At 58.0% G+C, this 26745-nt stretch carries 26 protein-coding genes; 19 read left to right on the top strand and 7 right to left on the bottom strand.

The features are described 5' to 3' along the window. Nucleotides 1–21 precede the first annotated feature (21 nt). The 5 genes from truB (at nt 22) to AC2FI8_RS04190 (ending at nt 3619) form a co-directional block, all read left to right on the top strand. On the top strand, nt 22–927 hold the full coding sequence (gene truB, locus AC2FI8_RS04210) for a tRNA pseudouridine(55) synthase TruB (RefSeq protein WP_496777331.1): 906 nt from the start codon (nt 22–24) through the stop codon (nt 925–927). 21 nt (nt 928–948) lie between these two features. Further along, the gene (locus AC2FI8_RS04205) at nt 949–1452 is read left to right on the top strand and encodes a DUF1643 domain-containing protein (RefSeq protein ID WP_058274963.1); all 504 of its coding nucleotides are present in this window, start codon (nt 949–951) and stop codon (nt 1450–1452) included. A 95-nt stretch (nt 1453–1547) separates the two neighbouring features. Further along, complete coding sequence (locus AC2FI8_RS04200; RefSeq protein WP_496777330.1) at nt 1548–2555, top strand: calcium-binding protein; 1008 nt, start codon at nt 1548–1550, stop codon at nt 2553–2555. 144 nt (nt 2556–2699) lie between these two features. Continuing rightward, nucleotides 2700–2969, top strand: a complete 270-nt coding sequence (rpsO, locus tag AC2FI8_RS04195) for a 30S ribosomal protein S15 (protein ID WP_039543122.1) — start codon at nt 2700–2702, stop codon at nt 2967–2969. 224 nt (nt 2970–3193) lie between these two features. Then, on the top strand, nt 3194–3619 hold the full coding sequence (locus AC2FI8_RS04190; protein WP_496777328.1) for a VOC family protein: 426 nt from the start codon (nt 3194–3196) through the stop codon (nt 3617–3619). Nucleotides 3620–3664: 45 nt separating this feature from the next. Here the strand turns inward: AC2FI8_RS04190 and AC2FI8_RS04185 are convergent, their stop codons facing one another. Further along, nucleotides 3665–4633 carry a LysR family transcriptional regulator gene (locus AC2FI8_RS04185; protein ID WP_496777326.1) on the bottom strand — a complete coding sequence of 323 codons (969 nt, stop codon included), beginning with the start codon at nt 4631–4633 and terminating at the stop codon, nt 3665–3667. A gap of 44 nt (nt 4634–4677) precedes the next feature. Here AC2FI8_RS04185 and AC2FI8_RS04180 point away from each other — a divergent pair, with 44 nt between their 5' ends. Genes AC2FI8_RS04180 through AC2FI8_RS04165 form a run of 4 tightly spaced genes read left to right on the top strand, consistent with a single transcriptional unit; the run spans nt 4678 to nt 12306 of the window. Further along, nucleotides 4678–6243, top strand: a complete 1566-nt coding sequence (locus AC2FI8_RS04180) for a trimethylamine methyltransferase family protein (protein ID WP_496777323.1) — start codon at nt 4678–4680, stop codon at nt 6241–6243. After that, nucleotides 6243–8609, top strand: a complete 2367-nt coding sequence (locus AC2FI8_RS04175) for a GcvT family protein (RefSeq protein ID WP_496777321.1) — start codon at nt 6243–6245, stop codon at nt 8607–8609. Before AC2FI8_RS04180 ends, AC2FI8_RS04175 begins: the two co-directional genes overlap by 1 nt. Further along, nucleotides 8606–10984, top strand: coding sequence for a GcvT family protein (locus AC2FI8_RS04170; protein ID WP_496777319.1), 2379 nt, complete (start codon nt 8606–8608; stop codon nt 10982–10984). The genes AC2FI8_RS04175 and AC2FI8_RS04170 overlap by 4 nt, the downstream gene beginning before the upstream one ends. After that, complete coding sequence (locus AC2FI8_RS04165; protein WP_496777316.1) at nt 10981–12306, top strand: aspartate aminotransferase family protein; 1326 nt, start codon at nt 10981–10983, stop codon at nt 12304–12306. The genes AC2FI8_RS04170 and AC2FI8_RS04165 overlap by 4 nt, the downstream gene beginning before the upstream one ends. A 123-nt stretch (nt 12307–12429) precedes the next feature. Here AC2FI8_RS04165 and AC2FI8_RS04160 read toward each other — a convergent pair whose 3' ends face one another. Then, nucleotides 12430–14031: a BCCT family transporter gene (locus tag AC2FI8_RS04160; protein WP_058277077.1), complete on the bottom strand. Its 1602-nt coding sequence runs from the start codon at nt 14029–14031 to the stop codon at nt 12430–12432. Between the two features lie 292 nt (nt 14032–14323). Here AC2FI8_RS04160 and AC2FI8_RS04155 point away from each other — a divergent pair, with 292 nt between their 5' ends. The 5 genes from AC2FI8_RS04155 (at nt 14324) to AC2FI8_RS04135 (ending at nt 18571) form a co-directional block, all read left to right on the top strand. After that, nucleotides 14324–14677, top strand: a complete 354-nt coding sequence (locus AC2FI8_RS04155) for an ArsR/SmtB family transcription factor (protein WP_496777314.1) — start codon at nt 14324–14326, stop codon at nt 14675–14677. Continuing rightward, a complete protein-coding gene (locus tag AC2FI8_RS04150; protein WP_496777312.1) occupies nt 14658–15080 on the top strand; it encodes an SRPBCC family protein in 423 nt (140 codons plus the stop codon). The genes AC2FI8_RS04155 and AC2FI8_RS04150 overlap by 20 nt, the downstream gene beginning before the upstream one ends. Then, a complete protein-coding gene (locus AC2FI8_RS04145; RefSeq protein ID WP_496777310.1) occupies nt 15077–15445 on the top strand; it encodes a DUF1761 family protein in 369 nt (122 codons plus the stop codon). The genes AC2FI8_RS04150 and AC2FI8_RS04145 overlap by 4 nt, the downstream gene beginning before the upstream one ends. A 231-nt stretch (nt 15446–15676) precedes the next feature. After that, nucleotides 15677–17827, top strand: coding sequence for a polyribonucleotide nucleotidyltransferase (pnp, locus tag AC2FI8_RS04140; protein WP_496777308.1), 2151 nt, complete (start codon nt 15677–15679; stop codon nt 17825–17827). 258 nt (nt 17828–18085) lie between these two features. After that, complete coding sequence (locus AC2FI8_RS04135; RefSeq protein WP_496765472.1) at nt 18086–18571, top strand: PACE efflux transporter; 486 nt, start codon at nt 18086–18088, stop codon at nt 18569–18571. Nucleotides 18572–18601: 30 nt separating this feature from the next. Here the strand turns inward: AC2FI8_RS04135 and AC2FI8_RS04130 are convergent, their stop codons facing one another. Beyond that, nucleotides 18602–19237, bottom strand: a complete 636-nt coding sequence (locus tag AC2FI8_RS04130) for a DUF1326 domain-containing protein (protein ID WP_496734973.1) — start codon at nt 19235–19237, stop codon at nt 18602–18604. A gap of 235 nt (nt 19238–19472) precedes the next feature. On the opposite strand from AC2FI8_RS04130, the gene AC2FI8_RS04125 reads away from it, so the two are divergent. From AC2FI8_RS04125 to AC2FI8_RS04110, 4 genes are all read left to right on the top strand, one after another. Then, a complete protein-coding gene (locus tag AC2FI8_RS04125; RefSeq protein WP_282119574.1) occupies nt 19473–19745 on the top strand; it encodes a PepSY domain-containing protein in 273 nt (90 codons plus the stop codon). 23 nt (nt 19746–19768) lie between these two features. After that, the gene (locus AC2FI8_RS04120) at nt 19769–20290 is read left to right on the top strand and encodes a helix-turn-helix transcriptional regulator (protein WP_496734976.1); all 522 of its coding nucleotides are present in this window, start codon (nt 19769–19771) and stop codon (nt 20288–20290) included. Nucleotides 20291–20440: 150 nt separating this feature from the next. Continuing rightward, complete coding sequence (locus tag AC2FI8_RS04115; protein WP_496734978.1) at nt 20441–21130, top strand: outer membrane protein; 690 nt, start codon at nt 20441–20443, stop codon at nt 21128–21130. Between the two features lie 58 nt (nt 21131–21188). Beyond that, nucleotides 21189–21923 (top strand): glycosyltransferase family 25 protein, encoded by a 735-nt coding sequence (locus tag AC2FI8_RS04110; RefSeq protein WP_496777306.1) that lies wholly within the window; start codon nt 21189–21191, stop codon nt 21921–21923. 57 nt (nt 21924–21980) lie between these two features. Here the strand turns inward: AC2FI8_RS04110 and AC2FI8_RS04105 are convergent, their stop codons facing one another. Continuing rightward, nucleotides 21981–22631, bottom strand: coding sequence for a peroxiredoxin (locus AC2FI8_RS04105; RefSeq protein ID WP_058274981.1), 651 nt, complete (start codon nt 22629–22631; stop codon nt 21981–21983). Between the two features lie 206 nt (nt 22632–22837). Between AC2FI8_RS04105 and AC2FI8_RS04100 the strand changes: the two genes are divergently transcribed. After that, on the top strand, nt 22838–24277 hold the full coding sequence (locus tag AC2FI8_RS04100) for an aldehyde dehydrogenase family protein (protein WP_496777304.1): 1440 nt from the start codon (nt 22838–22840) through the stop codon (nt 24275–24277). 58 nt (nt 24278–24335) lie between these two features. On the opposite strand, the gene AC2FI8_RS04095 is transcribed toward AC2FI8_RS04100, so the two are convergent. From AC2FI8_RS04095 to AC2FI8_RS04085, 3 genes are all read right to left on the bottom strand, one after another. After that, complete coding sequence (locus AC2FI8_RS04095; protein ID WP_496765489.1) at nt 24336–24770, bottom strand: glyoxalase superfamily protein; 435 nt, start codon at nt 24768–24770, stop codon at nt 24336–24338. A gap of 178 nt (nt 24771–24948) precedes the next feature. Next, the gene (locus tag AC2FI8_RS04090; RefSeq protein ID WP_496739556.1) at nt 24949–25842 is read right to left on the bottom strand and encodes a cation diffusion facilitator family transporter; all 894 of its coding nucleotides are present in this window, start codon (nt 25840–25842) and stop codon (nt 24949–24951) included. Between the two features lie 51 nt (nt 25843–25893). Continuing rightward, nucleotides 25894–26745: a methylated-DNA--[protein]-cysteine S-methyltransferase gene (locus tag AC2FI8_RS04085; RefSeq protein ID WP_496777302.1), complete on the bottom strand. Its 852-nt coding sequence runs from the start codon at nt 26743–26745 to the stop codon at nt 25894–25896.

Raw genomic sequence — 26745 nt, 5'->3', positions numbered from 1 at the left:
CGGCAAGATTCAGGGTGTAGAATGGGACGCAAACGCAAGGGTCGCGACATTTCCGGTTGGCTGGTGGTGGACAAGCCCGCGGGCATGACCTCGACTGCAGTAGTCAACAAGGTACGCTGGGCGATGGATGCCAAGAAGGCGGGCCATGCGGGCACACTGGACCCCGAAGCGACTGGCGTACTGGCCGTGGCACTAGGTGAGGCGACCAAGACCGTTCCCTACATCACCGATGCGTTGAAAGCCTACACATTCACCGTGCGTTTGGGTCAGGCCACCAATACCGATGATGCCGAAGGCGAAGTGATTGCGAGCAGCGATGCGCGCCCATCGGATGACGATATCAAACAAGCACTGGCCCCGTTTCTGGGTGATATCATGCAGGTCCCACCCAAGTTCTCGGCCGTGAAAATCGACGGCCAGCGCGCCTACAAGCTGGCCCGCGATGGCGAAGATGTGGAACTGGCCGCACGTCCGCTATGGGTTGAGGAGTTGATTTTGGTCGACCGCCCCGACGAAGACCACGTGACGCTGGAAATGACCTGCGGCAAGGGCGGCTATGTCCGCTCAATCGCCCGCGATCTGGGCGCAGCGCTGGGATGCCACGGCCACGTCCGGGAACTGCGCCGCATCTGGTCCGGCCCGTTCGACGTTGAAGACGGGTTGAGCATCGAACAGATCGATGAAATGGCCAAGACAACCGCACTGGACGACTACCTGCACCCGCTGGAAACCGGCCTCGCCGATCTGCCTGAATTGAAATGCACACCCGAAGGCGCAACCCGCCTGCGCAACGGAAACCCGGGCATGGTTCTGGCCTCGGACGTGGAATACGGCGATGAAGCCTGGGCTTCGCTGGACGGCAAGGCCGTGGCGGTAGGGATCTACAAATCGGGCGAATTGCACCCCAGCCGGGTGTTCGTTACCTAAGCCACGTGCTAGGCGAAGGGCATGATTACCCGAACGCACACCAAGGGCGACGCGCCCTCGACCGCCATCTATTCCGACTGCGAGAAATATCGCTATAGCCTGACCCGTATCTGGGATCCTGCGGGGCGCAAAGCGCTGTTCGTGATGCTGAACCCGTCTACCGCGACCGAGGTTCAGAACGACCCGACGGTGGAACGTTGCGAACGCCGCGCGCGGGCGCTGGGGTTCGGAGCATTTCAGGTAACCAACATCTTTGCCTGGCGCGACACCGACCCGCGCAAGATGCGCGCTGCTGCCGACCCGGTAGGACCCGAGAACGACGCGGCCATATTGGATGGTGTTCAATGGGCCGATCAGGTCATCGCCGCATGGGGCACCCATGGTGCGCATCTGGACCGCGGCCCGGCAGTTGAATCCCTTCTGCGCGACACCAGGCAGCCGCTGTTTCATCTAGGGCTGACCAAGGGCGGGCATCCCAAACACCCGCTTTACATCGCCTATACCCAACAGCCCGAACCTTGGTGACCAACGGTTAACCACAAGTACAGCTTGGCTTTGACCAACTAACTGATCACATGGGATATTTCATCCTCGGAGCAGTGCGTTCTCGGAGGGTTTCCATGTTTCTGTTCGGATTGCTGAGCCTGGCCGCAATGGGCGGAGCAGCCTATGCGATGGGCGGTATTATCGAGGCTGACGACGACACCGAAGAAGACGAGATCATCGAAGATGAACCGCAAGAGGTCTCTGACGGCAGTTATCTTGAGATTGGTGAAAACATCGACGAAGTCGAAGAGTCCTCGACCGGGACCACAGTCTCGGAATTCGAAGGCGATTTGGTTGTGGCCGGGGACGACGACACAAACATTCTGGCCGGGCAAGATGGCGACGACCAGATCAACGGCTACGGCGGCGACGACACTGTGCTGGGGGGCATGGGCGATGACACCCTGCATGGCGGCGATGGCGTTGATACAATCCAGGGCGGCGAAGGCGATGATGTTTTGCATGGCGAAGGTAACGATGACGTCCTGTTCGGTGATGATGGCGACGACAAGATTTTTGGTCATTTCGGCGACGACAGGCTGGACGGCGGCGATGGGGATGACGATATGTACGGCGGTCAGGACAACGACACGCTGACCGGAGGCGCGGGCGAGGATGCGCTGCATGGGGGCTATGGTGACGATGAGCTTGCTGGTGACGCAGGTGAAGACGTCTTGTTTGGCGGCGACGGTGACGACGTGCTGACCGGTGAGGATGGCGAAAACGAGGACTCCGTGGATTTTCTGAATGGCGGTGCCGGCGACGACATTATTGCTGCCCATAGCGGTGATATCGTGACCGGAGGCGAAGGCGCTGACAGCATCCACCTGAACCCCGAGGATGACGACGATGCCGTCAAGGTCATGGATTTTGAACCCGGGCAGGACATGCTGTTGATCTCGTGGGAAGGCGAGGAATATCCGGAGATCAACATTGAAACAGACGCTGAAAACGAAAACCTGACCCGTATCATGGTCGACGGACAAGACGTCGCCCAACTGCTGGGTGCCAAAGGGTTGACCCTGGACGATATCCAACTGATCAACGATCAGGAACTGTCGCAGCTCAATGCGCTGAGTTGAAGCAATAGAATCCCTTTGCCATTTGCCTGAAATCCGCTTATACGCGCCCATCCGCATCGGAATCGGTGCGGTTTTCTCCATGGGCCTGTGCTGGACGACATCCCGGCCTGCGCCATCAACTCTAACCTTTCAAAGGAGACCCCGATGTCGATTACTGCCGCTGAAAAAGCACGCGTCATGAAAGAATTCGGCACCAAGGACGGCGACACCGGTTCGCCAGAAGTCCAGGTTGCCATCCTGACCTCGCGCATCACCACCCTGACCGAGCACTTCAAGACCCACAAAAAAGACAACCACGGTCGTCGTGGTCTGCTGAAAATGGTCGCCCAGCGCCGTAAGCTGCTGGACTACCTGAAGGGCAAAGAAGAAGCGCGCTATCAGGATCTGATCAAAAAGCTGGGCATCCGCCGCTAATACCGGTTTCTGCCGCTTTTGGATTTTAGACGCCCGCCCTAATTGGCGGGCGTTTTTTGTTGGATCAGGGAACGCGCGCTCAAAGTAGCGGTATGGTGGGGCTCAATCCGGCTTGCAGTTCACTAACTCTGTCGGCACTATCCCGGGACCTGATCAACAGCTGCTCAATACATCAGTCCTCCAAGCACACATCCAGTGCGTGACGACAAGTAAAATGGAACCAAATGAAGCTGGAATTTCATCATATTAACCTGGTGGCAGACGACGTTGACCGCCTACACGACTTTTATACAAACGTCTTGAGTTTGGGTGATATTCCGCAGCAGAATTTCCCGCGCTCTGAAGCAACTGAAGACGCCGGTTATGACGGCCAGATCCGCTTTGCAACGGACGGCAGCATGCAGATGCATCTGGCGGAACGGGACTTTGACGTCGCTTTCAAAAATGATCAGGTCATCAATCCAGTGAGCCGCGGACACATCGCGTTCCGAACGGATGATCTTGCCGCGGTCCTGAGGATACTTGATGAAAACGCGGTTCCTTATTCGGACTATGGCACAGCCTTTTCGAAAGAGTGGCACCAAGTGTTCTTTCGCGACCCCGAAGGCAATGTTGTCGAAGTTCACCAACAGGTAGCGACTTTAGGCTGAACCTGAGCCCAAAGTTCCCCGCGCTGTTCAGCTTGTGACGGCGCGCTAGACCATATCGTACTCTACGCTTTTTGCTCCGATGTCGCCCATGTGGCCGGTGATGCGCTGCACCAATTTCTGCCTGGACATGTCTGCAAGCGCCTCCGGAAAGCTCTGAAGCTCTTCCTGTCTGGCGACAACCGTCAAAGTGCGCGAAAGGCCCGAGACCGGAAGATCTTTCAACTGCAGACTCATATTCTCAACCAAACCATCAATCAGCAATGTCGGCGTCAAAAGGCTGAACCCCTGGCCTGCAGAAACACAGGACGTAACCATGCTGGAGCGGTCCGCCTGGATGACCTTGTCGGGCTCAAACCGCAATCGGCGCAGATGCTGCGCAATCTGGCGGCCCGCGTTGGTTGTATCTCCGAACCGCACCAGAGGAAGCCGCGTTTGGATCGCCTCCAGGCTGTCCGTCGGGCCGTCATATGTTTCTGGCAGGACCAGAAGGTATCGTTCGGTCAGAACGTGATGACGCTCCAGACCATCCATATCCAGAAACGGGTTAGATGTGATCGCGAGGTCCGCTTGTTTCGTCCGCAGCAGGTGTTCATGGTTACCGCTTTGACCGGCGTGCAAGGTGATATCTTCGACGTTGAACTCGCGCTGCGCAAAATCGACCAAAGAGGGCGTCAGCGTTGTGGCGATTGAGGCTTGAATGCCGACTCGCAGCAGCGTCAGGGACTTCTCGCCAACGTGGCGCAGTTCCGTTTCCATGTCGGAAAGTGCATCCAGAATTTTCTGCGCCTTTCCGTGCAAACGCGCACCCGCATAGGTCAGCCGTGCCGGTCGCGTACTGCGATCCAAAAGCACAGTGCCGAATGCCTTTTCCAACGCCGTGACGTGCTGGGACGCTGCTGGCTGCGACAGGTTCAGGAGTTTTGCGCCCGCCCGCATTTGACCCGTTTCCGCAACGGCGACGAAAACCTCAAGTGAACGCATCAGACTTGGTGAGAGCTTACGATGATCCAGCATTGCTCATCCTTAGTATAAATATTATTTATACTGTTGGAATTTTCTTGGTTTACGTCAAGCACTCGGTCAACGCTTTGGCCATGACACGTTCGCGCTCATCTCGACGCCGCAGGGCTGCTGGACCTCGCACACTTTCCGAGGTGCGCGCGCCGTATATTCTGCGCAAGCTTTCGACCTTCAATGTCCTCAGCGAGGCAGGGTTGGAACAGATCGAGGCCAATGCGGATACCATCCTTGCCGAAACCGGGATGGAGTTTCAGGACGACCCAGAGATTCTGAGCATTTTTGCCGAAGCAGGCTGTGACGTAGATGGCTCGCGTGTGCGGTTCGCGCCGGGGTTCTGCCGCAAAACGATCATGGCAACAGCGCCGGCTCAGTTCGTTCAACATGCCCGAAACCCGGCCAACAACGTTCAGCTGGGCGGCAACGCCAGCGTGTTATGCCCGGCTTGGGGTCCGCCCTTTGTGCATGATCTGGACCGCGGGCGGCGCTATGCCTCGCATCAGGATTTCGTCGATCTGGTCAAGCTGCATCACAGCCTGCCCTGGCTGCACCATTCGGGCGGCGTGGTCTGCGAACCGGTGGATTTGCCTGCCAACAAGCGCCATCTCGACATGCTCTATGGCCATATTCGCTATTCTGATCGAGCCTTCATGGGTGCCTTTATCGGGGCCGAACGCGCGGGCCACGCAATCGACATGGCACGAATTGTGTTCGGCGAAGACTTCGTGGCGGAAAACGCCGCCCTGTATTGTGTCTCGAATACAAACGCGCCGTTGGTGATGGACAGTCACATGTCGGGCGCGCTGAAAACCTATGCCCGGGCCGGGCAACCGGTCGCTTGCACCCCCTGGGTTCTGACCGGGGCCATGTCGCCGTCAACCGTTGCCGGGACGCTGGCTCAGGTGCTGGCTGAAACCATGGCAGCAATGACGCTGACCCAACTGGTGAACCCCGGGGCACCCTGCTTGATGGGCAGTTTCGCCTCGACCATGTCGATGAAATCCGGTGCGCCCACTTTTGGTACGCCCGAAGCCGGGTTGATGGTTTTGGCGGCCGGACAGCTTGCTCGCAGGCTGGGGGTGCCGATGCACACGGTTGGCACGCTCAGCGCCTCAAAAGTTTCGGACGCCCAGAGCCAGCAAGAGGCCACATGGGGCCTTATGATGTCGATGTTCGCGGGTGCCAATCTGATCAACCATGCAACTGGATGGCTCGAAGGTGGGTTGGTGACCTCGTTCGAAAAAACGATCTTGGATCATGATCTTTGTGGCAAAGTCGGACGGTTCTTCGATGGAATCGACATGAGCGAGAACGCTCAGGCGATGGAGGCAATTGCCGCGACTGGACCGGGGCGGCATTTTCTGGGCTCTGAGCATACGCAGGCCAATTTCATGTCCGCATTGTTCCGGCCCTGGACCCCGGATGACAATTCTTTCGAACAATGGCACGCGGCCGGAGAGTTGGATGCCGCAGCCCGCTCCAATGCAATCTGGAAAGAACGGCTTGACGCATATCAAGACCCCGGTCTCGACCCCGGCATCGACGCCGCGCTGCAGGACTATATCGCGCAGCGTAAGGCCGAGAAGCCAGATCAGGATTACTTCTGATGAGCCGTTTCTTGATTATCGGTGGTGGCGCCATTGGCCTCAGCCTGGCCTACCATCTGGCCAAACGCGGTTCGAATGACGTCACTGTTCTGGAGCGCAATCAGCTGACCTCGGGCACGTCCTGGCATGCGGCGGGGATTGTCGGTCCACTGCGTGCAACGCCAAACATGACCCGATTGGCAATGGCCGCACTTGAGGTTTTTCCGACCCTTGAGGCCGAGACTGGCATGTCCACTGGATATCGCCAAACCTCTGGCTATTGGCTGGCCCGCGACCCTGCCCGTTTGGACGAGCTGCGCCGGATTGCGGATCTGGGCCAGACCCTGGGATTGACACCACGCATGATCGAGGCCTCGGACGTGCCCCTGTCACACCTTGATCTGAGGAACCATTTCGGTGCGCTGCATGTGCCGGAAGACGCCAATGTGAATCCGGTCGATTTGTGCATGGCATACGCCAAAGGTGCACGGGATCGTGGCGTTTCAATCCGCGAACATACCGGGGTTCAGTCCCTGCGGAAAAAGGGTCAGCGGATCACGGGTGTAACCCTGACCGATGGGACGAAACTGGACGCCGATCAGGTCGTTCTTGCCACCGGCGCTTGGTCACGTGAGCTGGCCGCCAATGTTGGCGTCGCGCTTCCGTTACAGGCGGTCGAGCACATGTATGTTGTCACCGAACCGATGCCCAACCTGCCCAACCCGTTCCCGGTGATCCGAGATCTGGACCGGGGCATCTACATCAAGGGCGATGCGGGCAAGCTTGTGATCGGCGGCTTTGAACCCAACGCGAAATGTTGGGACGCCTACGGCCCCGAAGGCGACCGGCCCTTTCTTGAACTGGCTGAGGATTGGAATCAATTTGCCCCTTTCATGGAGGCCGCATTAGAGCTGTGCCCCAGCCTTGAAACGGTCGGCATCCAGCATTTCATGAATGGCCCAGAAAGCTTTACCGCAGACACAAGGCCGCTTGTTGGTGAAACCACGGTCGATGGATTGTTTGTGGCTGCGGGTATGAACTCGGTCGGGGTCATGTCTTCGGCGGGGATTGGACGGGCGCTGGCCGATTGGATGGTCGACGGCGCCCCCCCGATGGACATGTGGGAGGTCGATGTCGCCCGGGTCGACCCGCACACAGCCACGGCGGAACATATGGCCGACCGCATGGAAGAGGCCGTCGCGGATCTCTTTGCCCTTCATTGGCCATACAAAAAGCCCAAGGCAGGGCGGGGTCTGCGCACCACCGCGCTGCACGATTGCTGGGCTGAGGCTGGGGCGCATTTTGGCCTGACGGCCGGTTGGGAACGCGGGCTGTATTATGGCCCGGCACAGCCCTATTCGACAACAGATCAGGGGTGGTGGTCGCTGGCTGAGACCGAAGCGGCAATCTTGGATCAGGGCACTGCGCTGATTGACCTGAGCCCGTTTACCAAACTTGACATCACCGGGCCGGATGCTCTTGCAACGCTTAACCGCCTGACGACCGCGCAGATGGATGTGCCCATTGGTCGGGCTATCTATACGCAGATACTCAACGCGCGCGGTGGGATCGAAATGGATGTGACCATCACGCGGTTGGGTCGGGATGCGTTTCATCTGACTTCAGGCGCTGCCACGCGGATGCGCGATCTGATGTTCCTGCGCAGGCATTTGAAGGGCGATGTGTCTGTCAGGGATGTGACCGAAGCATTCTGCACAATCGGTGTAATGGGAGGTGGCAGCCGGACGCTGCTACAGGGTCTTGGCAGCCTACCAGAAATGGCATTTGGCTATGCCACCACCGCCGAATTGGCAGGCATTACTTGCCGCGCCACGCGCGTTAGTTTTGTCGGAGAATTGGGCTGGGAACTAACTATACCCAACGCTCAGGCCCCTCAGCTGTTCGACACCCTTCACAAGGCAGCCGCGCGCCCGCTTGGCCACTATGCGGTGGATGCCTGCCGGTTGGAGAAGGGCTTCAAACACTGGGGGCATGAACTTGGCCCCAAGATCACTCCGCTGGAAGCTGGTCTGGGGTTCACCATCGACTGGGCCAAGGAGTTTCAGGGCAAAGCGGCGCTGGAACAGCAAAAGTCCAACGGCTTGCAACAGCGCCTTATCCTTTTGCAGGTTCACGGCAATGCCCTGATGTTGCATGACGAGCCGGTGTTCGAGCATGGCACCCATGTGGGGCTGACGACTTCGGGCGGACGCGGGCCGCGCACAGGGCTGAATCTGTGTTTCGCTATGATTTCGGTCCAGCCGGGAGAGACGTTGGCCCAGACATGCGAACGAAATTTCACGGTTCGGGTCGCTGGGCAGGACTATCTCGCGCAGCCCTTGCGACGCCCACCCTTTGATCCCTCAGGCGAAAGGATGCGCGCATGATCAAGGCGCAGGTTACTATCATCGGCGGCGGGGCCATGGGTGTTTCGCTGATGTATCATCTGGTCAAGGCTGGCTGGTCCGATGTTCTGCTGGTCGAGAAAAACGACCTGACCCATGGATCGACCTGGCACGCGGCGGGACTGTGTACTCATTTCGCGCATAATCCCACCATTCAGGAATTGCGTGCTACCTCTGTTCGGCTTTACCGCGATATACTTCCGCAGGAAACCGGACGCGATTGCGGCTTTCACCGCTCGGGTGCGATGCGGATCACACGCAACCCCGACCGAATGGACGAGTTCCGCCATGTGGCCGGTCTGTCCGAATTCACCGGCTACCCGCTGGAGGTGCTGACGCCCGAGCGCATCGCCGAGCTGTTCCCTCTGGCCAAACTGGATGGGCTGATCGGGGGGATCTATGAACCCGATGACGGCCATGTAGACCCTACGCTGGCAACCCACGCGATGGCCGAGGTTGCCCGGCGGGGCGGGGCGCGGATCATGCGCAACTGCGCGGTCACCGCGATTGAGCGTCAGCAGGACCATTGGCGGATCGAGACCTCGAAAGAGATCATCGAAACCACCCACGTAGTCAACGCTGCAGGCACCTGGGGTTGGGAAATCGGGCATATGATGGGCCTCAACATCCCGTCTGTTCCGGTGCTGCACCAATATCTGGTGACGGACACGGTGGAGGCTGTGTCATCCCGGATCAAAGAGGGATTGCCAGAGCTGCCGATCATCCGCGACCCGGAAGAAAGCTGGTATGTGCGGCAGGAACGCGATGGGCTGATCCTTGGGCCGTATGAAAAAGACGCCAAGGTCTGGTCGGTCGATGGTGTGCCACCGGAGTTTGGCGCGGATCTGATGCCGCCGGATCTGGACAGTGTGGAACACATCATCATGGCCGCCATGGAGCGCATACCAGTGCTGGAAACCGGCGGCGTAAAATCGGTGATCAACGGGCCGATTACCTTCACCCCGGATGCAAATCCATTGATCGGACCTGCACACGGGCTGAAAAACGCCTGGCTTTTGACCGGCTCGTCCATGGGGGTGATGGAAGGTGGTGGCGCAGGTTGGTTCCTGGCCCATTGGATGACCCACGGCGCGCCGCCGATGGATGCGCTGGCGGTGGACTCGCGCCGCTTTGGGTCCTGGGCAGATCGTGATTATCGGGTTGCCAAAGCCGTCGAGTGTTTCGGCCTGCAATTCGGCGTGCACTATCCGCATGAGGAACGGCCCGCAGGGCGCGGCCTGCGGCTGTCCCCGCTGCACGACCTGATGGTCGAACGTGGCGCGGTGATGGGCGCAGCTTATGGTTGGGAGCGTCCAAATTGGTTCTCAAACACGCCCGGAGCCGTCGCCGACGAAACCTTCCGCCGCGCCAATTGGTTCGAATCCGTGGCGCGAGAGGTCGAGGCCGCGCACAACCGCGTCGCCATCGCGGACCTGTCCGTGTTTTCAAAATACGACGTCACCGGCCCCGATGTCGCGGCCTTTCTGCAAGCATTGGGCGCGAACCGTGCGATCCCGCCGGGCCGGATCGGCCTGACCCATGCGCTGACAACCACAGGTGGCGTGCTGTCGGAATTCACCGTCACCCGTTTGGCCGAGGATCACGCCTATCTGACCAGCGCCGCCGCGGCCGAGCAGATCGACCAGGATCTTCTGACACAGGTTGCCAAAGGCTTTGACGTCACCGTTCGAAACGTGTCTGAGGATCTGGCAGTTATCGGCGTCATGGGACCCAAATCCGCCGATGTGTTGCCCGAGTTGAACCATATGCCCTGGCTCACCGCGCAAGAGACCCATGTAGGCGGGATTTCCCTGCGCGCTCTGCGGGTGTCTTATCTGGGCGAGTGTGGCTGGGAATTGCATGTAGCCAAAGAATATGCCGTGCAGCTTTTCACGACGCTGGAAGAGGTCGCCAAACCGCGTGGGCTTGGGTTCTATGGGGCCTATGCAGCAAACTCCATGCGCCTTGAAAAAGGGTATCGCGGTTGGGGCAGTGACCTGACGACCGAACGCAGCCCGTTTGAGGCCGGTCTGACCTCGTTTGTCCGCAAGGACCTGCGCCACGGACTGGGCCGAGACAACACGTGGGATATGGTGCTGCTTGAGGTCGAAGCCGGTGAGATAGATCCTTTCTACGCGCACACGATCTGGAAAGACGATCTGCCCGTTGGGATCGCCACCTCGGGTGCCTATGGCTACCGGACCGGTAAGGGTTTGGCTTTGGCTTATCTTCGCGACCAGACCGCGCGAGACGGGCTGACCATCTCAATACTGGGCCAGCATCGTGCGGCAACCATCCTGCCAAAGGCTCCCTTTGACCCCGAAAACTCACGCTTGAAAACCGGAGGTTCCGAATGACCGACCACGCCCTTCACACCGACTGGGACTTTTCGAACACCGCCGCGCGACGGGACCAGTACTATGCTGCCTCACTAACGCGGTTCACACCGTTTCGCGAACCTATCGTTTTCAAGAAAGGTCAGGGACAATACCTTTGGGATACGGATGGTCGGAAATACACCGATCTGCTGGGCATGAATGTCTGTATCTCGGTCGGGCACTCGCACCCGCGCGTGGTGGCGGCGGCAGCAGCACAGGCGCAGGAACTGACCCACTGCACGACAATGTTCTACCACCCGACACCAGCACATCTGGCCGAAGAACTGGCCGCGACGATGCCCAAAGGACATGACTGGGTGGTGCATCTGACCAACTCCGGATCCGAAGCGGTTGATCTGGCGATGACCATGGCGCGCACTTACACAGGCAATCTGGATTTACTTGCGCTGCGCACCGCATATCACGGGCCAACGGCTGCGGCGCAGTCGATTACCGGTATCTCGGGCTGGCGTCACCCGGGCATGCCCGGCAACGTGGCCTTTGTGCCGGAACCCAATCAATACCGCGGCATCTTTGGACAGGGGACCCAGCCCTATCTGGATGAGATTGATCACACAATCGCCACAGCCACATCCGGCAATGTAGCGGGCATATTTGTCGAAAGCGTGCAGGGCTATGGCGGCATCATCGAAATGCCCCCCGGCTATATGTCCGGCGCAGCCGAGCGCGTGCGCGCGGCAGGAGGTCTCTACATCGCGGATGAGGTGCAATCCGGCTTTGGCCGCACTGGCGAAAACTTCTGGGGGTTCGAAGCGGACGGCGTCGTGCCCGATATCGTCGTCATGGCAAAAGGTCTGGGAAATGGCTTCCCGATCGGGGCGGTTGTGGCCAAGAAACATATTGCGGAACCGATGGCGGAAAGGTTCATGTTCCACACCTATGGGGCCAACCCGACCTCGGCTGCCGCAGCCCGTGCGGTTCTTGCTGTCATGCGGGACGAAGGGTTGCAGGAAAACGCCCGCGTTGTAGGGGCCGCCTTGCTGGAAAGGCTGCATGGCTTGAAAGACAAGTATCAGGTCATCGGCGATGTTCGCGGGAAAGGCCTTATGCTTGCGCTGGAATTCGTGAAAGACCGGGATAGCAAAACGCCGGACAAGGACATGACCACAGAAGTTTTCGAAGCCTGCCGCGCACAAGGAATTATCCTGTCAAAGTCCGGCCCGTTTCAACAATGCCTACGGATGGTGCCACCGCTGTGTTTGTCGTTGGACGACGTGGATCAGGTGGCGAACAGTCTTGATCAAGCGCTCGAAACTGCTGTGAGTGTCGCAGAAGTTTAAGCTTCAGGGCCTCTAGCCTGTGCCTTGCTTTTTCTCCGCGAAGTTTCCGGGCGTTTTCGGTTGTCCGGCGGCAAAAGAACGCCCGCCAAAAGGCGGGCGTCCAGAATGTATCGGATCAAGGCCCTACATCTTAGCTTTTTCTGATTTCAGCGCCAGCCACAAGCAGTAGCACATGATCAGAACCACCAAGGTGAACGGGATACCTGTCGAAACCGCAGCACCTTGCAGTGCAGAGAGGCCCCCGCCAAGCAACAGCGCAATGGCGACCAGACCTTCCAAAGTGCACCAGAACACCCGCTGAACCACCGGTGCGTCCATCTTGCCACCCGCAGTAATCGTGTCGATCACCAGCGAACCGGAATCCGACGAGGTGACAAAGAACACCACGATCAGGACCAGGGCGATTGGCGCAACAATACTGTAAAGCGGCAGCTCCTTGAGGAATCCGAACAGGGCACCTTCAGGGGCGTAGCTGTCGATCACTGTGGCACGCACACCTTCGGCTCCACCTGCGTTCAACATGTCGATGGCGGCACCGCCAAAGGTCGACATCCACAAGGCACAAACAGCCGTTGGTGCGAGCAGGGCGCAAAGGATGAACTCGCGCACTGTGCGACCTTTTGAGATGCGGGCGATGAACATGCCCACAAAAGGCGACCATGCGATCCACCAGGCCCAATAGAAGGTCGTCCAGCCGTGGAAGTAACTGGTGTCTTCGCGTCCGAACGGGTTCGACAGCGCCGGCAGGTGGTACACATAATCCACCATCACGTTGAAATACCGTGCGATGGCCGTGCCGACGCCAGTAACAACAATCACGAAGATAAACAGGCCGACGGCCATGATCATGTTGATTTCACTCAACCGTTTGACGCCTGCATCCATCCCCATCAGGACCGAACCCAACGCAATCAACGTGATACCGATGATCAGCAGGACTGTGACGGTTGGGCTGGGTTCGATGCCGAACACCTCATTCAGGCCCGCCGCAACCTGCTGCGCACCAAGACCCAACGAGGTGGTCAGGCCAAAGAGCGTCGCAAACACAGCCAAGGTATCGATGATGTGGCCCCACCAACCCCAGACGCGTTCGCCCAGGATCGGGTAGAAGGCCGACCGCAGGGTTAAGGGCAGATCAAGGTTATAGGCAAAGATGGCCAGGCTTAGACCAACAGCGGCGTAGACCGCCCAGCCTTCCAGCCCCCAGTGATGGATTGTACCGACGACTCCAGCATATTCATTGCCCGGAACGGCGATGTCGATGCCCAGTGGCACCGCGTTGCCGTCTTCGGCAAAATTGTAATAGACGGGCTCCATCACTCCAAAGAACAACAGCCCGATGCCGATACCAGCCGCGAACATCATCGCAATCCACCCGGCATAGGAATAGTCGGGCTTTGCGTCCTTGCCACCGATCCGCACCTTGCCAACCGGCAGCACGATCAGAACAAGACAGAACAATGTGATTGCGTCGACCGACAGGACCAGGAACCAGTCAAACGTGCTGGTGAGCCATGGTCTTAGCCAGCCAAACAGTGCCGCGGTACCCTCTTGGTTGGCCAAAGCGATCAGAACGAACGCAAAGATCAGGATGCTCGAGATCAAAAAGACCGGGTTGTGGATGTCCAGACCGAATGGCCGGACGTTGTCTTGCCCAAGCTCGTATTCGGTCTCGAAGTCGTAAATCCGGGGGTCCGGATCCAGCATTTTCTTGGTTTGTGCCATTCGTCTGCCCTTCTGTTCGCTAAGTGCAAACGCCAAGGTATTCGACCAGCGGACGGAAACGAGATTTTGTCCCTTGGCGCTTCTCCGTCAATTCGACCGCGGGCTTCGTGATAACAGCTTACACTGACGACATAATTTCACCAAACGCATTCCCGTTAGTGAATTTATCTGGCTAGATTAACAACTTTGGGCGGCACCGGGACCATTGGTCCCAACTTCTGGCCAAAGGGCTTTATCCGTGTTATTCACCCAAATGGTTGACTGAAGCAGAAGAAGGATGTAATTCATCCATATGGTTGAACGAGAGAGTCGCTCTGATCTGAGCGCGATATTGAAGGCCGCGTCCGACCCGACCCGCCGTGCGATCCTGACGATGCTTGCGCAGCAGGGACCCTTGCGGGTGACGGACATCGCGCGGCAATTCGATATGAGCCTCAATTCGGTATCCAAGCACATCAAGGTGTTGGAAAACGCCGAACTGGTGCGGCGCCGGACGGAATGGCGCGAGCATTTGATCGAGGTTCAAATGGATCCCTTGTCAGCCGTGGATGAATGGTTTGCCGGTTTGCGTTCGATCTGGGCGCTTCGGCTGGACGCTTTGGAAACTGCTTTGGAGGACCCAGAAGATGACGGATCTGTCTCTTGAAATTACACGCGCAATCCCGCACCCACCTGAAAAGGTGTTCGACGCCTGGCTGAACCCGGATATGCTGGCCAAATTCATGCTGCCGGGGCCGGGTATGACAGTGCCCGAGGCGCATTCCGATGCAAAGGTCGGTGGACGGTTCAAGATCATCATGCGCGCTCCCGAGGCCGGGGATTTGCCACATGAGGGCGAATACAAGGTCATCGACCGCCCGAACCGGCTGCAATTTACGTGGAACTCTCCGTACAGTCAGGATGATTCCACCGTGACGCTGGATTTCACGCCAATCGATGCAGGGACCGAATTGCGACTGCATCACGTCCGCTTCCCATCACAGGAAAGCCGCGACAATCACGAGGGCGGATGGGCTGCGATCCTTGCAGCGCTGGAGACAGCGCTATGATCAACTGGCTGGCCCTTGCAGCGGGGGTGATCGCGGCCTTTCTGCTGGGATGGCTGGTCTATGGACCGGTCGGATTCCAGAAACGCTGGGCCGAAGGAACGCGGATTGATCCGACACCGCCGGAATCGCCGCCATTGCCTCAGATGGCCGCGCAGATCGTGTTCCTGATCTTGCTGGCCACCATGATCGCGCTCACCGAAACCACCAACAGCCTGGGCGTCGCCCTTCTGGCCATCCTTGCAGTGGCGGCACAGGCGGCCTCGGTCGGGGCCTGGGCGCAAAAAAGCGTGTTCGCGATCATGGTCGACACTGGCTATGCTCTGGGATGCGGCGTGGTGATGATCCTCGCGCACGCACTCTTTTGAACGGCTCTGGCCCGGTCCAAAATGGATCGGGCGTAGGCTGCGCAGTCCTTCACCGGCCCTGCGCGGTTCCCCTTTCCTTCTACACCAATCTCATGTATGCGCGCGGTATCTGAGACGTTGTGCCCTGATCCCGGCACTCAGACGAAAGCTAAAATGGGATCGGCGGCAATGGGGCCGCCATGCAAACGGGAGACCCGCAGGGGCGGGAGTGCTCCCATCTAGGATACGCATATGTTTGATGTAACGAAAAAATCTATGCAGTGGGGCGAAGAGACGCTCACACTGGAAACCGGCAAGGTTGCCCGTCAGGCCGACGGCAGCGTGATCGCGACACTGGGCGAAACCAGCGTCATGGCGAACGTGACCTTTGCACGGCAGCAAAAACCGGGTCAGGACTTTTTCCCTCTGACCGTCCACTATCAGGAAAAATACTATGCCGCCGGTAAGGTTCCGGGTGGCTTCTTCAAGCGCGAGGCGCGCCCGACCGAAAAAGAGACGCTGACTGCGCGTCTGATCGACCGTCCGATCCGCCCGCTGTTCGTTGACGGCTTCAAAAACGAAGTTCTGGTGATGTGCACCGTGCTGTCTCACGATCTGGTCAACGACCCTGACATGGTTGCGATGATCGCTGCCTCGGCTGCGCTGACTATTTCCGGCGCGCCGTTCATGGGTCCGATCGCCGGTGCCCGCGTTGGTTTTGAGGACGGTGAATACGTTCTGAACCCGACCGTCGATGACATGCAGGACCTGCGCCTGAACCCTGAACAGCGCCTGGACCTGGTTGTTGCCGGCACCAAAGACGCCGTAATGATGGTTGAATCGGAAGCGTACGAGCTGTCCGAGGCCGAAATGCTGGGTGCGGTCAAATTCGCACATGAACAGATTCAGCCGGTCATCGACCTGATCATCTCGCTGGCCGAAGACGCCGCGAAAGAGCCGTTCGACTTCCAGGCGCCCGACTACTCGGAGCTGTCCGCCGCAGTCAAAGCTGCTGGGGAAGAGCAGATGCGCGCCGCTTTCGCGATCACCGACAAGCAAGAGCGCACCACCGCTGTTGCCGCCGCGCGTGAAGCGATCAAAGCAGCGCTGACCGAAGAGCAGCTGGAAGACGGCAACCTCGGTTCGGCTATGAAAAAGCTGGAAGCTGGCATTCTGCGTGGCGACGTCGTCAAAGGCGGCAAGCGGATCGACGGTCGTTCGACCACCGATATCCGTTCGATCGTTGCAGAAACCTCGATGCTGCCCCGGACCCACGGTTCCGCCCTGTTCACCCGCGGTGAAACGCAGGCGCTGGCTGTAACCACGCTGGGCACTGGCGACGATGAGCAGTTCATCGATGCGCTGCATGGCAATTTCAAATCGAACTTCCTGCTGCACTACAACTTCCCTCCGTATTCGGTTGGTGAAGTTGGCCGCGTAGGTGGCCCGGGCCGTCGTGAGATCGGCCACGGCAAGCTGGCATGGCGCGCCCTGCAGGCGGTTCTGCCTGCGGCAACCGACTTCCCCTACACGATCCGCATCGTGTCGGAGATCACCGAATCCAACGGATCAAGCTCGATGGCGTCTGTTTGCGGCGGTTCGCTGTCGATGATGGATGCGGGCGTTCCGCTGAAAGCACCGGTTGCCGGTGTTGCCATGGGTCTGATCTTGGAAGATGACGGCGATTACGCGATCCTGTCGGACATTCTGGGTGACGAAGACCACCTGGGCGACATGGACTTCAAGGTTGCGGGTACCGAAAACGGCATCACCTCTCTGCAGATGGACATCAAGGTTGCGGGCATCACGCCCGAGATCATGGAGAAAGCCCTGGCGCAAGCCAAGGACGGCCGGATGCACATCCTGGGCGAGATGGGCAAAGCCCTGTCCGAGACCAACGATTTCTCGGTCCACGCCCCGCGCATCGAGACCATGAACATCCCGACCGACAAGATCCGTGAAGTGATCGGTTCGGGCGGTAAGGTCATCCGCGAAATCGTCGAAGTGTCAGGCGCTAAGGTCGACATCAACGACGACGGCGTCATCAAGATCGCCTCGCCCGATGGTGAATCGATCAAGAAGGCGTATGAGATGATCCACTCGATCGTCGCCGAGCCGGAAGAAGGCCAAGTTTACACCGGTAAAGTCGTTAAGATCGTCGACTTCGGTGCCTTCGTGAACTTCTTTGGCAAGCGCGACGGTCTGGTCCACGTGTCCCAGATCGAAAACCGCCGCCTGAACCATCCGTCGGATGTTCTGAAGGAAGGTCAGGAAGTAAAGGTCAAGCTGCTGGGCTTTGACGACCGCGGCAAAGTCCGCCTGTCGATGAAAGTGGTCGATCAGGAAACCGGCGAAGAGATCGTTCCCGAGAAGAAAGAAAAGAAAGAGGAAAGCGCAGAGTAATCTGTTCTTCTTTCAATTGATCAAGGCCCCGGTGGAAACGCCGGGGCCTTTTTTCGTTTCGAGCCATGACCGCCCAGCCAAGGACGGATCGGTCAATTATTGCCATAAATATCTGAATGTGTGCGAGTTCACAGTCAGATGTATTTCTTCATGAAAGGTTACGCTAGGGAAGCAATCCATCCCTTAAGACCACCCGTATTTCAGCAGCCGGGCAATCCGCTCGGCTGAACCGTGATCCTGTGTTTTGAAAGGCGTGACATGACCCTGAGGACCTTCAAGGAACGCGTCATCCAGACCGGCAGCTTCGAGCTGATCGGGATCGCATTTGTCTCACCCGTATACGCTTATTTGACCGGCGCATCGATGGTGCACGGGTTCGCTATGATCGCCATGCTGTCGATTGTGATCATGATCTGGTGCCCGTTCTTCAATACTATTTTTGATCTGATTGAGCGGGACAAAACGGCCCGGCTGGCCTGCAAACGCCCCCAATCGGTGCGCGTTCTTCATGCCACATTGCATGAGGTTACGGCAGTCATGATCACCTGCCCACTTTTGATGATGGTTGGTGGGCATTCTCTGGGATCAGCGCTTGCGCTCAATGTCGGTCTGACACTGACTTATACGGTTTACACCTACCTGTTCCACATCATCTATGATCGCGTGCGGCCGATTAAGCCAAGCTTGGAAAAGAACGAAGCTGGCCAAAGCGAACATCTGACCGGTGAAGCCGCTGCAGCCTGATCCTTGCTGACAAGTCAAATACCCAGAACGTCAGTGCGCCACGCCAGACGGCCCGTGTTTCATCACATGCCACTGCCCATAACTGTCGTTCAAATCCAGTTTGATCGCCGCATCTGCCTTGGTCGATGCACTGCCAATCTCGGCCAGGGTGAATTCTATACCACCGGGAATGTCGATCCGTACACGATGCGGGCCACCACCATGTGGGGCCTCGATGGGACGGCCGGTTGAGCTCAGCACCTCACCGATTGAGACTTTGGCGGTGCGCCCATCCATGTCCATCTCAAAATCAATCGGCACATACAGGGTCTCGTGAACGGTGTCGCACATCGTGCGGAAGACATGCCAGTGGGTTGCCATTTCCTCGGTCTCTTCACCGTGAAAGACCTTTTCCAATGCGGCCCGTTGCGCGTCCGAGGCGCTTGGGTCGATGATCACCTGCATCTGGCCGCCGCCCTCAAAGATCGGGCCGGGCCAGGCGTAGATCAGCGCAGCTTTTGTGCCAGCAAGGTCGGTGTCGCCAAAATGCCCTTTGGAAACCTCAAGCACCTCAAAGCCGCGGCAATTTCCATGGGTTGGTAATTCTTCGAACTGGCAAGGGCAGGCATAGCCGCAATTGCAGTTCCCGAATGCTTCGCCTTCAACGTACCAATCTGTGAATTCCATCGTCTTCTCCTGTTTTACACAGTCTGAACGCCCGACGCCGTGTTTAAATGCCTGTAGATTTCCCCCGCATAACCCTAGCACAATTCGGGCAAATGCAGAACCAGGCGACCTGAATCCGCATTTTCCGGGATAAACCTTGGTCCAATTCCCTGCGTTTCAACCAAAAGCCAATCGCAGCGCACTCGGCTTGCCCCCAGTTCCATCCCGTCACCGAGACACAAAAAGGAGATGTAAAATGGAAACCTTGAAACTGCTGACACTGACCGGATTGATTGCAACAGCGCCGGTTCTTGCACTGGCCAATGTCGGACTGGGCGACAAACTGGGCACCAGTGAGGCTGATATCCGCACGACCCTAGAGGCGCAGGGATACCAGATTGAAGAGATCGAATTCGAAGACGGTGAGATCGAGGTTGAACTCATCAAGGATGGCGTAGAAACTGAACTTGTCCTGTCCGAGACCGACGGCGTGGTAACTGCCATCGAACTCGAAAAGGACGATGACTGACCCGACAAACTCTCAGGAGCCTCATGAAGCTTTCACAAACGTCATTGCTTTGGCTCCTTCTGGTGGTGCAGGCCGTCTGCGCCGCCTTTTTCGTGACCGACGCGATGTTGGACTGGACTGGTGGGGAAAGCGCGGGCTTTCGCCACCTGCATAGTTTCGAACTGGTTCTGGCGCTGGCATTGATCGGCGGCCTTGCCGCGACGATTGCACTGATCAGGTCCCAGAACAGGCGTGTGCGCGACATGCAGCGACAGCTGAATGTCGCGCAGGGCGCGTTTGCTCAACTCATTGTCTCTCAATTCACTGAGTGGAACCTGAGTGATGCCGAGCGCGACGTTGCCCTGTTGTCTATCAAGGGTCTGTCCATTGCGGACATCGCGACATTGCGGCAAACCAAAGAAGGCACGGTCAAAGCGCAATGCGCCGCGGTGTATCGCAAGGCAGGAGTCACGGGACGCGTGCAATTGCTGAGCTACTTCATTGATGAGCTGCTTTCCGAACCTTTGCTGACAAACAGTTCTGAAAAGCCGAATTCGACCACATAGAACGTGAACCAAAGTGTTAGCTTGGTGCTGATCTTATTCACTCACACGTGCCCAATATCCTGTGAATTGAAGTGAAGGGCTGTTGCCTTTCATTCCTGCCTCTACTGCCCACATGTGCGCCATAACAAATGTGGAACAAAGGACATGGTCATGGTTACGCGTCTTCTTCTCGCATCGACAGCTTTGACGATCAGCGCGTCCGCGCTGGCCGCGCAGAGCCTGTCGGATGGTCTCTATCTTCAGGGCTTTGCCGGGTACAGCCAGCTGCAGGACAGCGACTTTAGCGGCACAATCAATGGATCGTCGCAGTCGGTGGATACCGATTTCGATGGCGGCTATGGGCTGGGCATCGCGGTCGGCAAAGAGATCCCGCAGTGGTCGAACGATCAGTTTGGCACCCGGATCGAGCTGGAGCTGTCCTACCGCGACAACGACGTGGATGGCGTCAATTTTTCAGGCAACGGACCCGGCGCAGAAGGCAACATTTCGGGTGACGTGTCGCAGACATCGCTGTTCGCCAATGTGCTGGTCGATTTCAAACAGGCAGGGGCCTTCACGCCCTATGTCGGTCTGGGTCTGGGTGCCACCTATTCTGATCTGGACTTTGTCTACGGGCCCGGCGTTGAACTTAACGACACCGACACCACCTTTGCTGCGCAAATTATTGCCGGTGTAGCCTATGAGATCAGCCCAAATACCTCTCTGACCCTGGACACCCGATATGCCCGCGCATTCGACGTATCCTCGGCACGTTTGGCACCAAACGGTGCGTCTACGGGTACGGTCGAGGATGATATCGACGCCTTCAGCGTCAATGTCGGACTGCGTTACGGTTTCTGATGGATCACGGGGAAGTGTTTCTTTCGGGTTTCTCTTCCCCCTTTCGTTATCGTGTTCTATGCACTGTGGCATGAGGACTTTTGTCATCCATATGACAGCAAGCACAGCGCGGCGACCCAATGCCGAAAGGCTGTGTGCCAGTCTGCCCGATGCGGAACTGTTCGAGGCCGTCAATGGGAAGGACCCCGCTCAAATCGCGGATGTACAATTGTTTCCGGGCGATTTGTATCGCCCCAGATACCCTTTTCCGCTACGCCCTGCGGAGATCGGAATTTTCGCGAGCCATCGGCGAATCTGGCGCAAGCTCGTTGATGAAAAGATCGACCGCGCTATCATTACCGAGGATGATTTGCGCATAGATCCGTGTCGTATGGCCTATGCGTTAGAGATGCTGGATCCGCTTGCAACCCCGGATCACTATATCCGAATTCCCGTGAAACAACGCGAGGATGCGGCACGAACGCTTATAAAGCAAAATGGATTGCGTCTGATCCTGCCAAAAGTCATTGGCTTGCAATGCGTCTGCCAGGTGGTCGGGCGGCGTGCGGCTGAGCGGTTGCTTGCCGTAACCGACCAGATTGACCGACCGGTCGACACGTTCCTGCAAATGCACTGGGTGACTGGGCAGCCGATCCTTTCCTTGCAAGGAAGCGGCAATCAGGAAGTCGCACAAGAAATCGGCGGTTCGACCATACAGGCAAGCCCGCCGCTGGCCGACAAGCTAACGCGTGAGTTCAAACGCGCTGCCTACCGTCGGAAACTGTATCAGCACCCTCAAAGATCCGCCGCTTAAGCGGCTTTAAAGGTGTTTTGGAACCGGGCGGAGCTTTGAGCTCCGCCCGAACTTGTTTTAGCTCGGCGCTTTCGTTTTACGCAGGTACGGAAAGATGGTTTCGAACTCACCGAACTTTTCTTTTGCCTCATCATTCGACACGGCCGGCGGGATGATCACGTCTTCGCCCGGCACCCAGTTCGCGGGGGTGGCCACGCCCTTGGCACTCATCTGCAGACCATCCAGCGCGCGCAGGATTTCGGCAAAATTTCGGCCCACGGTCATCGGGTAGGTCATCGACAGTTTCAACTGTTTGTCAGGGCCGATGATGAACACCGAACGCACGGTTGCACTGTCGGCAGGCGTGCGGCCATCGGGCAGGTATGCCTCGGCGGGCAGCATGTCGAACGCCTTGGACACGGCCAGACCGTCGTCGGCGATGATCGGAAAGCCGGGGTTGGCGTTGCCATACGCCTCGATGTCCTTCTTCCACTTCTTGTGGTCCTCGACACCATCGACTGAGACGCCCATCACCTTGGTATTGCGGGCTGCCCATTCGTCGTTCAGCTGTGCAACGGCCGAGAACTCGGTAGTGCAGACCGGCGTGAAATCCTTGGGGTGTGAGAACAGGATCGCCCAGCTGTCACCGATCCAGTCATGGAACTGAACAGTGCCCTGATCCGTCTCTGCAGTGAAATTCGGAACGGTGTCATTGATGCGCAAACCCATGGGGCATCTCCTTTTTTGTGAAACAAACCGAGTCGGTTGCTGGAAACCTAATAACTCTGCGCCATTGTTAAACCATTAGCTGCTTGAAAGGGTATTCATTTTTGAGGAAATTAATTTGATCAAATTGCGCCTTGCCACACCGATATGCCGGTGCCAGAGTGGCGCAAATCCCCGCCATCCGGGCCACGGGATCAGGAGGATACGTGATGATCGAGAAACGCAATTTCTACATTGACGGAACATGGGTCGCCCCATCTGCAGCGAAAGATTTCGAGGTGATCAACCCCTCGACCGAGGAACCCTGCGCGGTGATCTCACTGGGCACGCAAGCTGATACAGACGCCGCAGTTGCTGCCGCAAAGGCCGCCCTGCCCGGCTGGATGGCCACACCGGTCGAAGATCGCATCGCGCTGGTCGAGAAACTGATCGAGATTTACCAATCCCGGTCCGAGGATTTGGCACAGGCGATGTCACTTGAGATGGGCGCGCCAATCGACATGGCGCGCACCCAGCAATCTGGCGCGGGCATGTATCACCTTGCGAACTTTGTGCGCGCAGCCAAAGCGTTCCAATTCGACCGCCCGCTGGGCGATCACACGCCCAATGACAGGATCATCTATGAGGCCGTCGGTGTTGCCGCCCTGATCACGCCATGGAACTGGCCGATGAACCAAGTCACGCTCAAGGTTGGCGCGGCGGCGATTGCAGGCTGCACCATGGTTCTGAAACCCTCCGAACAAAGCCCGCTGAACGCGATGATCTTTGCCGAGATGATGGATGAGGCCGGCTTCCCCGCCGGTGTGTTCAATCTGGTGAACGGCGATGGCGTGGGCGTCGGTTCCCAGCTTTCCGCGCATCCGGATGTGGATATGGTCAGCTTTACCGGCTCGACCCGCGCCGGGACCGCGATCTCGAAAAGTGCTGCAGACACCTTGAAGAAGGTACATCTGGAGCTGGGCGGCAAGGGTGCAAACGTGGTCTTTGCCGATGCCGATGAAAAGGCCGTCAAACGTGGTGTTCTGCACATGATGAACAACACCGGCCAAAGCTGTAATGCGCCCAGCCGCATGCTGGTGCAGCGCCCGATCTACGATCAGGCCGTGGAAACGGCGGCTGAAGTGGCCAGCATGGTTTCCGTGGGCAGCGCGCAGGAAGAAGGCCGCCATATCGGCCCCGTCGTGAACGAGGTGCAGTGGAACAAAATCCAGGACCTGATCCAGAAGGGCATCGATGAAGGCGCCCGGCTGGTAGCAGGCGGCACCGGTCGGCCCGAGGGGCTGAACAAGGGCTATTATGTACGTCCAACCGTCTTTGCCGACGCCAATAACCAGATGAACATCGCGCGCGAAGAGATCTTTGGCCCCGTCCTGACCATGATCCCCTTCGACACCGAAGAAGAGGCGGTCGAGATTGCCAACGACACGCCATACGGCCTGACCAATTACGTTCAGACACAAGACGGCGCGCGAGCAAATCGAATGGCGCGGGTACTGCGGTCCGGCATGGTCGAAATGAATGGCCAGTCGCGCAGTGCAGGATCACCGTTTGGCGGCATGAAACAGTCCGGCAACGGGCGCGAAGGCGGCTTGTGGGGGTTGGAGGACTTCCTTGAGGTCAAAGCCGTCGGTGGCTGGGCGGCAGAGTGACGCCAGACCAGAACTTAACAAAAGGGCGCGGCGGTGGTTACCCGCCGCGCCCTTTTCTTTACGTGGGTCGCACGATCAGTTGCGGTTGGCCGTCCGAGGTATGTCGTGTGGATCGGCCATCCCAGCCAATCTCACCGGTTACGCGTTGCCGATAGGCCGAGAAGCTGTCGAATTGAACGACATCCACGGGGGTGTCAAAGTGTAAGGTAACGCGCCGATGCGACCCGTCACCCAACAGGGTCATACCACGGATCTCCGCCCTGAACGGCTGCCCCAGATAGAACCCTTCAACGCGATCACCAACACGCAAATGCATGCGATTTCCGGCCATTGCGTGCAACGTATTCCAATCGCGCACCCCATGTTGATGCGCCAGCAATTCCAGCGATTCACTATGCGAGAGCGTAACCCCCGCTCCGCGCAGCCTGTCGCGCAGTCGTTTTGCCTGCGCTTTTAGCTCCTCAAGTGGAGCAATACTGTTTGAACGTGTCATTTCTTGCCTCGTTTCCTTAAACGGGCGCCAAGTCAGGACGGAGTTCGCATTACCATCCGCGCGCCAGAAAAGGGCAACAGATGTTCATCAACCGGGTTTCACCAATGCCAAATGGCAGCGAACGGCAGGGGACCCAAACCTGAAGGAAACCTTTGGCACCGGCGAGTGTATCTGTCAATCAGGCGCTGGCACTTTTCAACTCGCTGTCCGGTTCCAGATGGATGACAAAGACTGACCCCGGAAACTTCCTGTTCAGGGCCGCCTCGATATCGTCGCAGATGTCATGCGCGGCCGCGACCGACATGGCACCGTCGACGACAAGGTGAAACTCAACGAAAATCATGTTGGCTGACCTGCGACCGCGCAGATCATGATACTCAAGCGCCGGGCCTAAATTGGCTTCGATTGTTTCGCGGACAGACGTCAATTCTCCGTCGATCAGCGAAGCATCCATCAACCCGTCGACCGAGCTGCGGATAACCTTCCACCCCTCCCACAGAATATTGACGGCCACCAGAATCGCGATAATTGGATCAAGGATCAACCAACCTGTCGCCATCGCAATCAGCAATCCGACAACAACACCGACCGAGGTCATAAGATCGGTCAAAATGTGCTTTCCGCTTGCCTCTAACGCTGGCGAGGATTCTCGTCGCCCAACCCGCAACAGCAGAAACGCCCAGATACCATTCAGGCACGTCGCGCCCACATTTATGGCAATGCCCAGGAACGGTTCCCCGGCCAGATGCGGATCAGGTAATGCGAAAACAGCTTCACGAATGATCAGCAGTGCGGCCAGAACAATCAGCGTCCCTTCGGCCACGGCCGACAAGTACTCGGCTTTCTTATGCCCAAACGGGTGTTTCTTGTCTGGCGGCATGCCAGATATCCGCACCGCAAAAAATGCAAGCAGAGCTGCCGCTACATTCACCACTGATTCCAAGGCGTCCGAGAGCAGGGCGACCGAACCCGTTACCCACCAGGCCAGCAGTTTCAGCAGCAAGACCGCCACTGAAACCGGAATGGCCCACGCCGCGAATGTCTGTGTGATCTGCCTGCTGTCCTGCTTCATAGAATCTCACTATCACAGGATGCAGCAGCGCAAAGTTTGTTTTTGACGTGACTATGCGTCGGCCTGAGCGGCCTCGAATGCCAGCATTGCGCGTTTGACCGGCAAGCCCCAGTGATAGCCACCCAGCCCACCGGATTTGCGTAGCGCCCGGTGGCACGGGATCAGCCAGCTGACCGGGTTGCGGCCAACCGCAGTACCCACGGCGCGCACTGCTTGTGGCGATCCCACACGCTGCGCGATCTCGGAATAGGTGGTGACCTGGCCTGACGGGATGTGCATCAGCGCCTCCCAAACCTTGATTTGCAGGGGCGAACCAATAAGGTACAGCGGCGTAGGTTCCAGCCGGTCGCTTGCTGCGCCAAAGGCGCTTAGAACCCAAGGGCGCAGGTGCATCGGATCTTCTATGAACTTGGCCTTGGGCCAGCGTGAGATCATATCCTCCATCGCGGCCTCTTCACCGGTTTCAGCACCAAAAGCCATGCCGCAAATGCCCTTGTCGGTTCCCATGACCAGTGCCGGGCCAAAGGGGCATTCGAACCAGCCCCAATAGATCGTCAGCCCCACGCCTCTGCGCGCGTATTCGCCGGGGCTCATGGATTCCCATTTCAGGAACAGATCGTGCAGACGGCCACTGCCGGACAGGCCGACGTTGTGTGCGGTTTCCAACGTGGTGAACCGTTCCCGCAACAATGCCTTGGCGTGGCCCAGTGTCAGATATTGCTGGTAGCGTTTCGGCGACACCCCGGTCCAACGCGAGAACAGGCGCTGGAAATGCGCCGGGCTCATATCCATCTGGCGGGCTAGCTCTTCCAGGCTCAGGCCCTCGCCGCCCTGATCAATCAGGTCGATCGCGCGGCGCATGACGTTGTAGTGGTATCCGCTTTCCGGTGTCTGGACGTTCAT

This window comes from Ruegeria sp. CDSB029 (assembly GCF_059611125.1).
The sequence above is the reverse complement of the archived record's forward strand: the minus strand, read 5'-3'. Positions and strand labels throughout refer to the sequence as shown.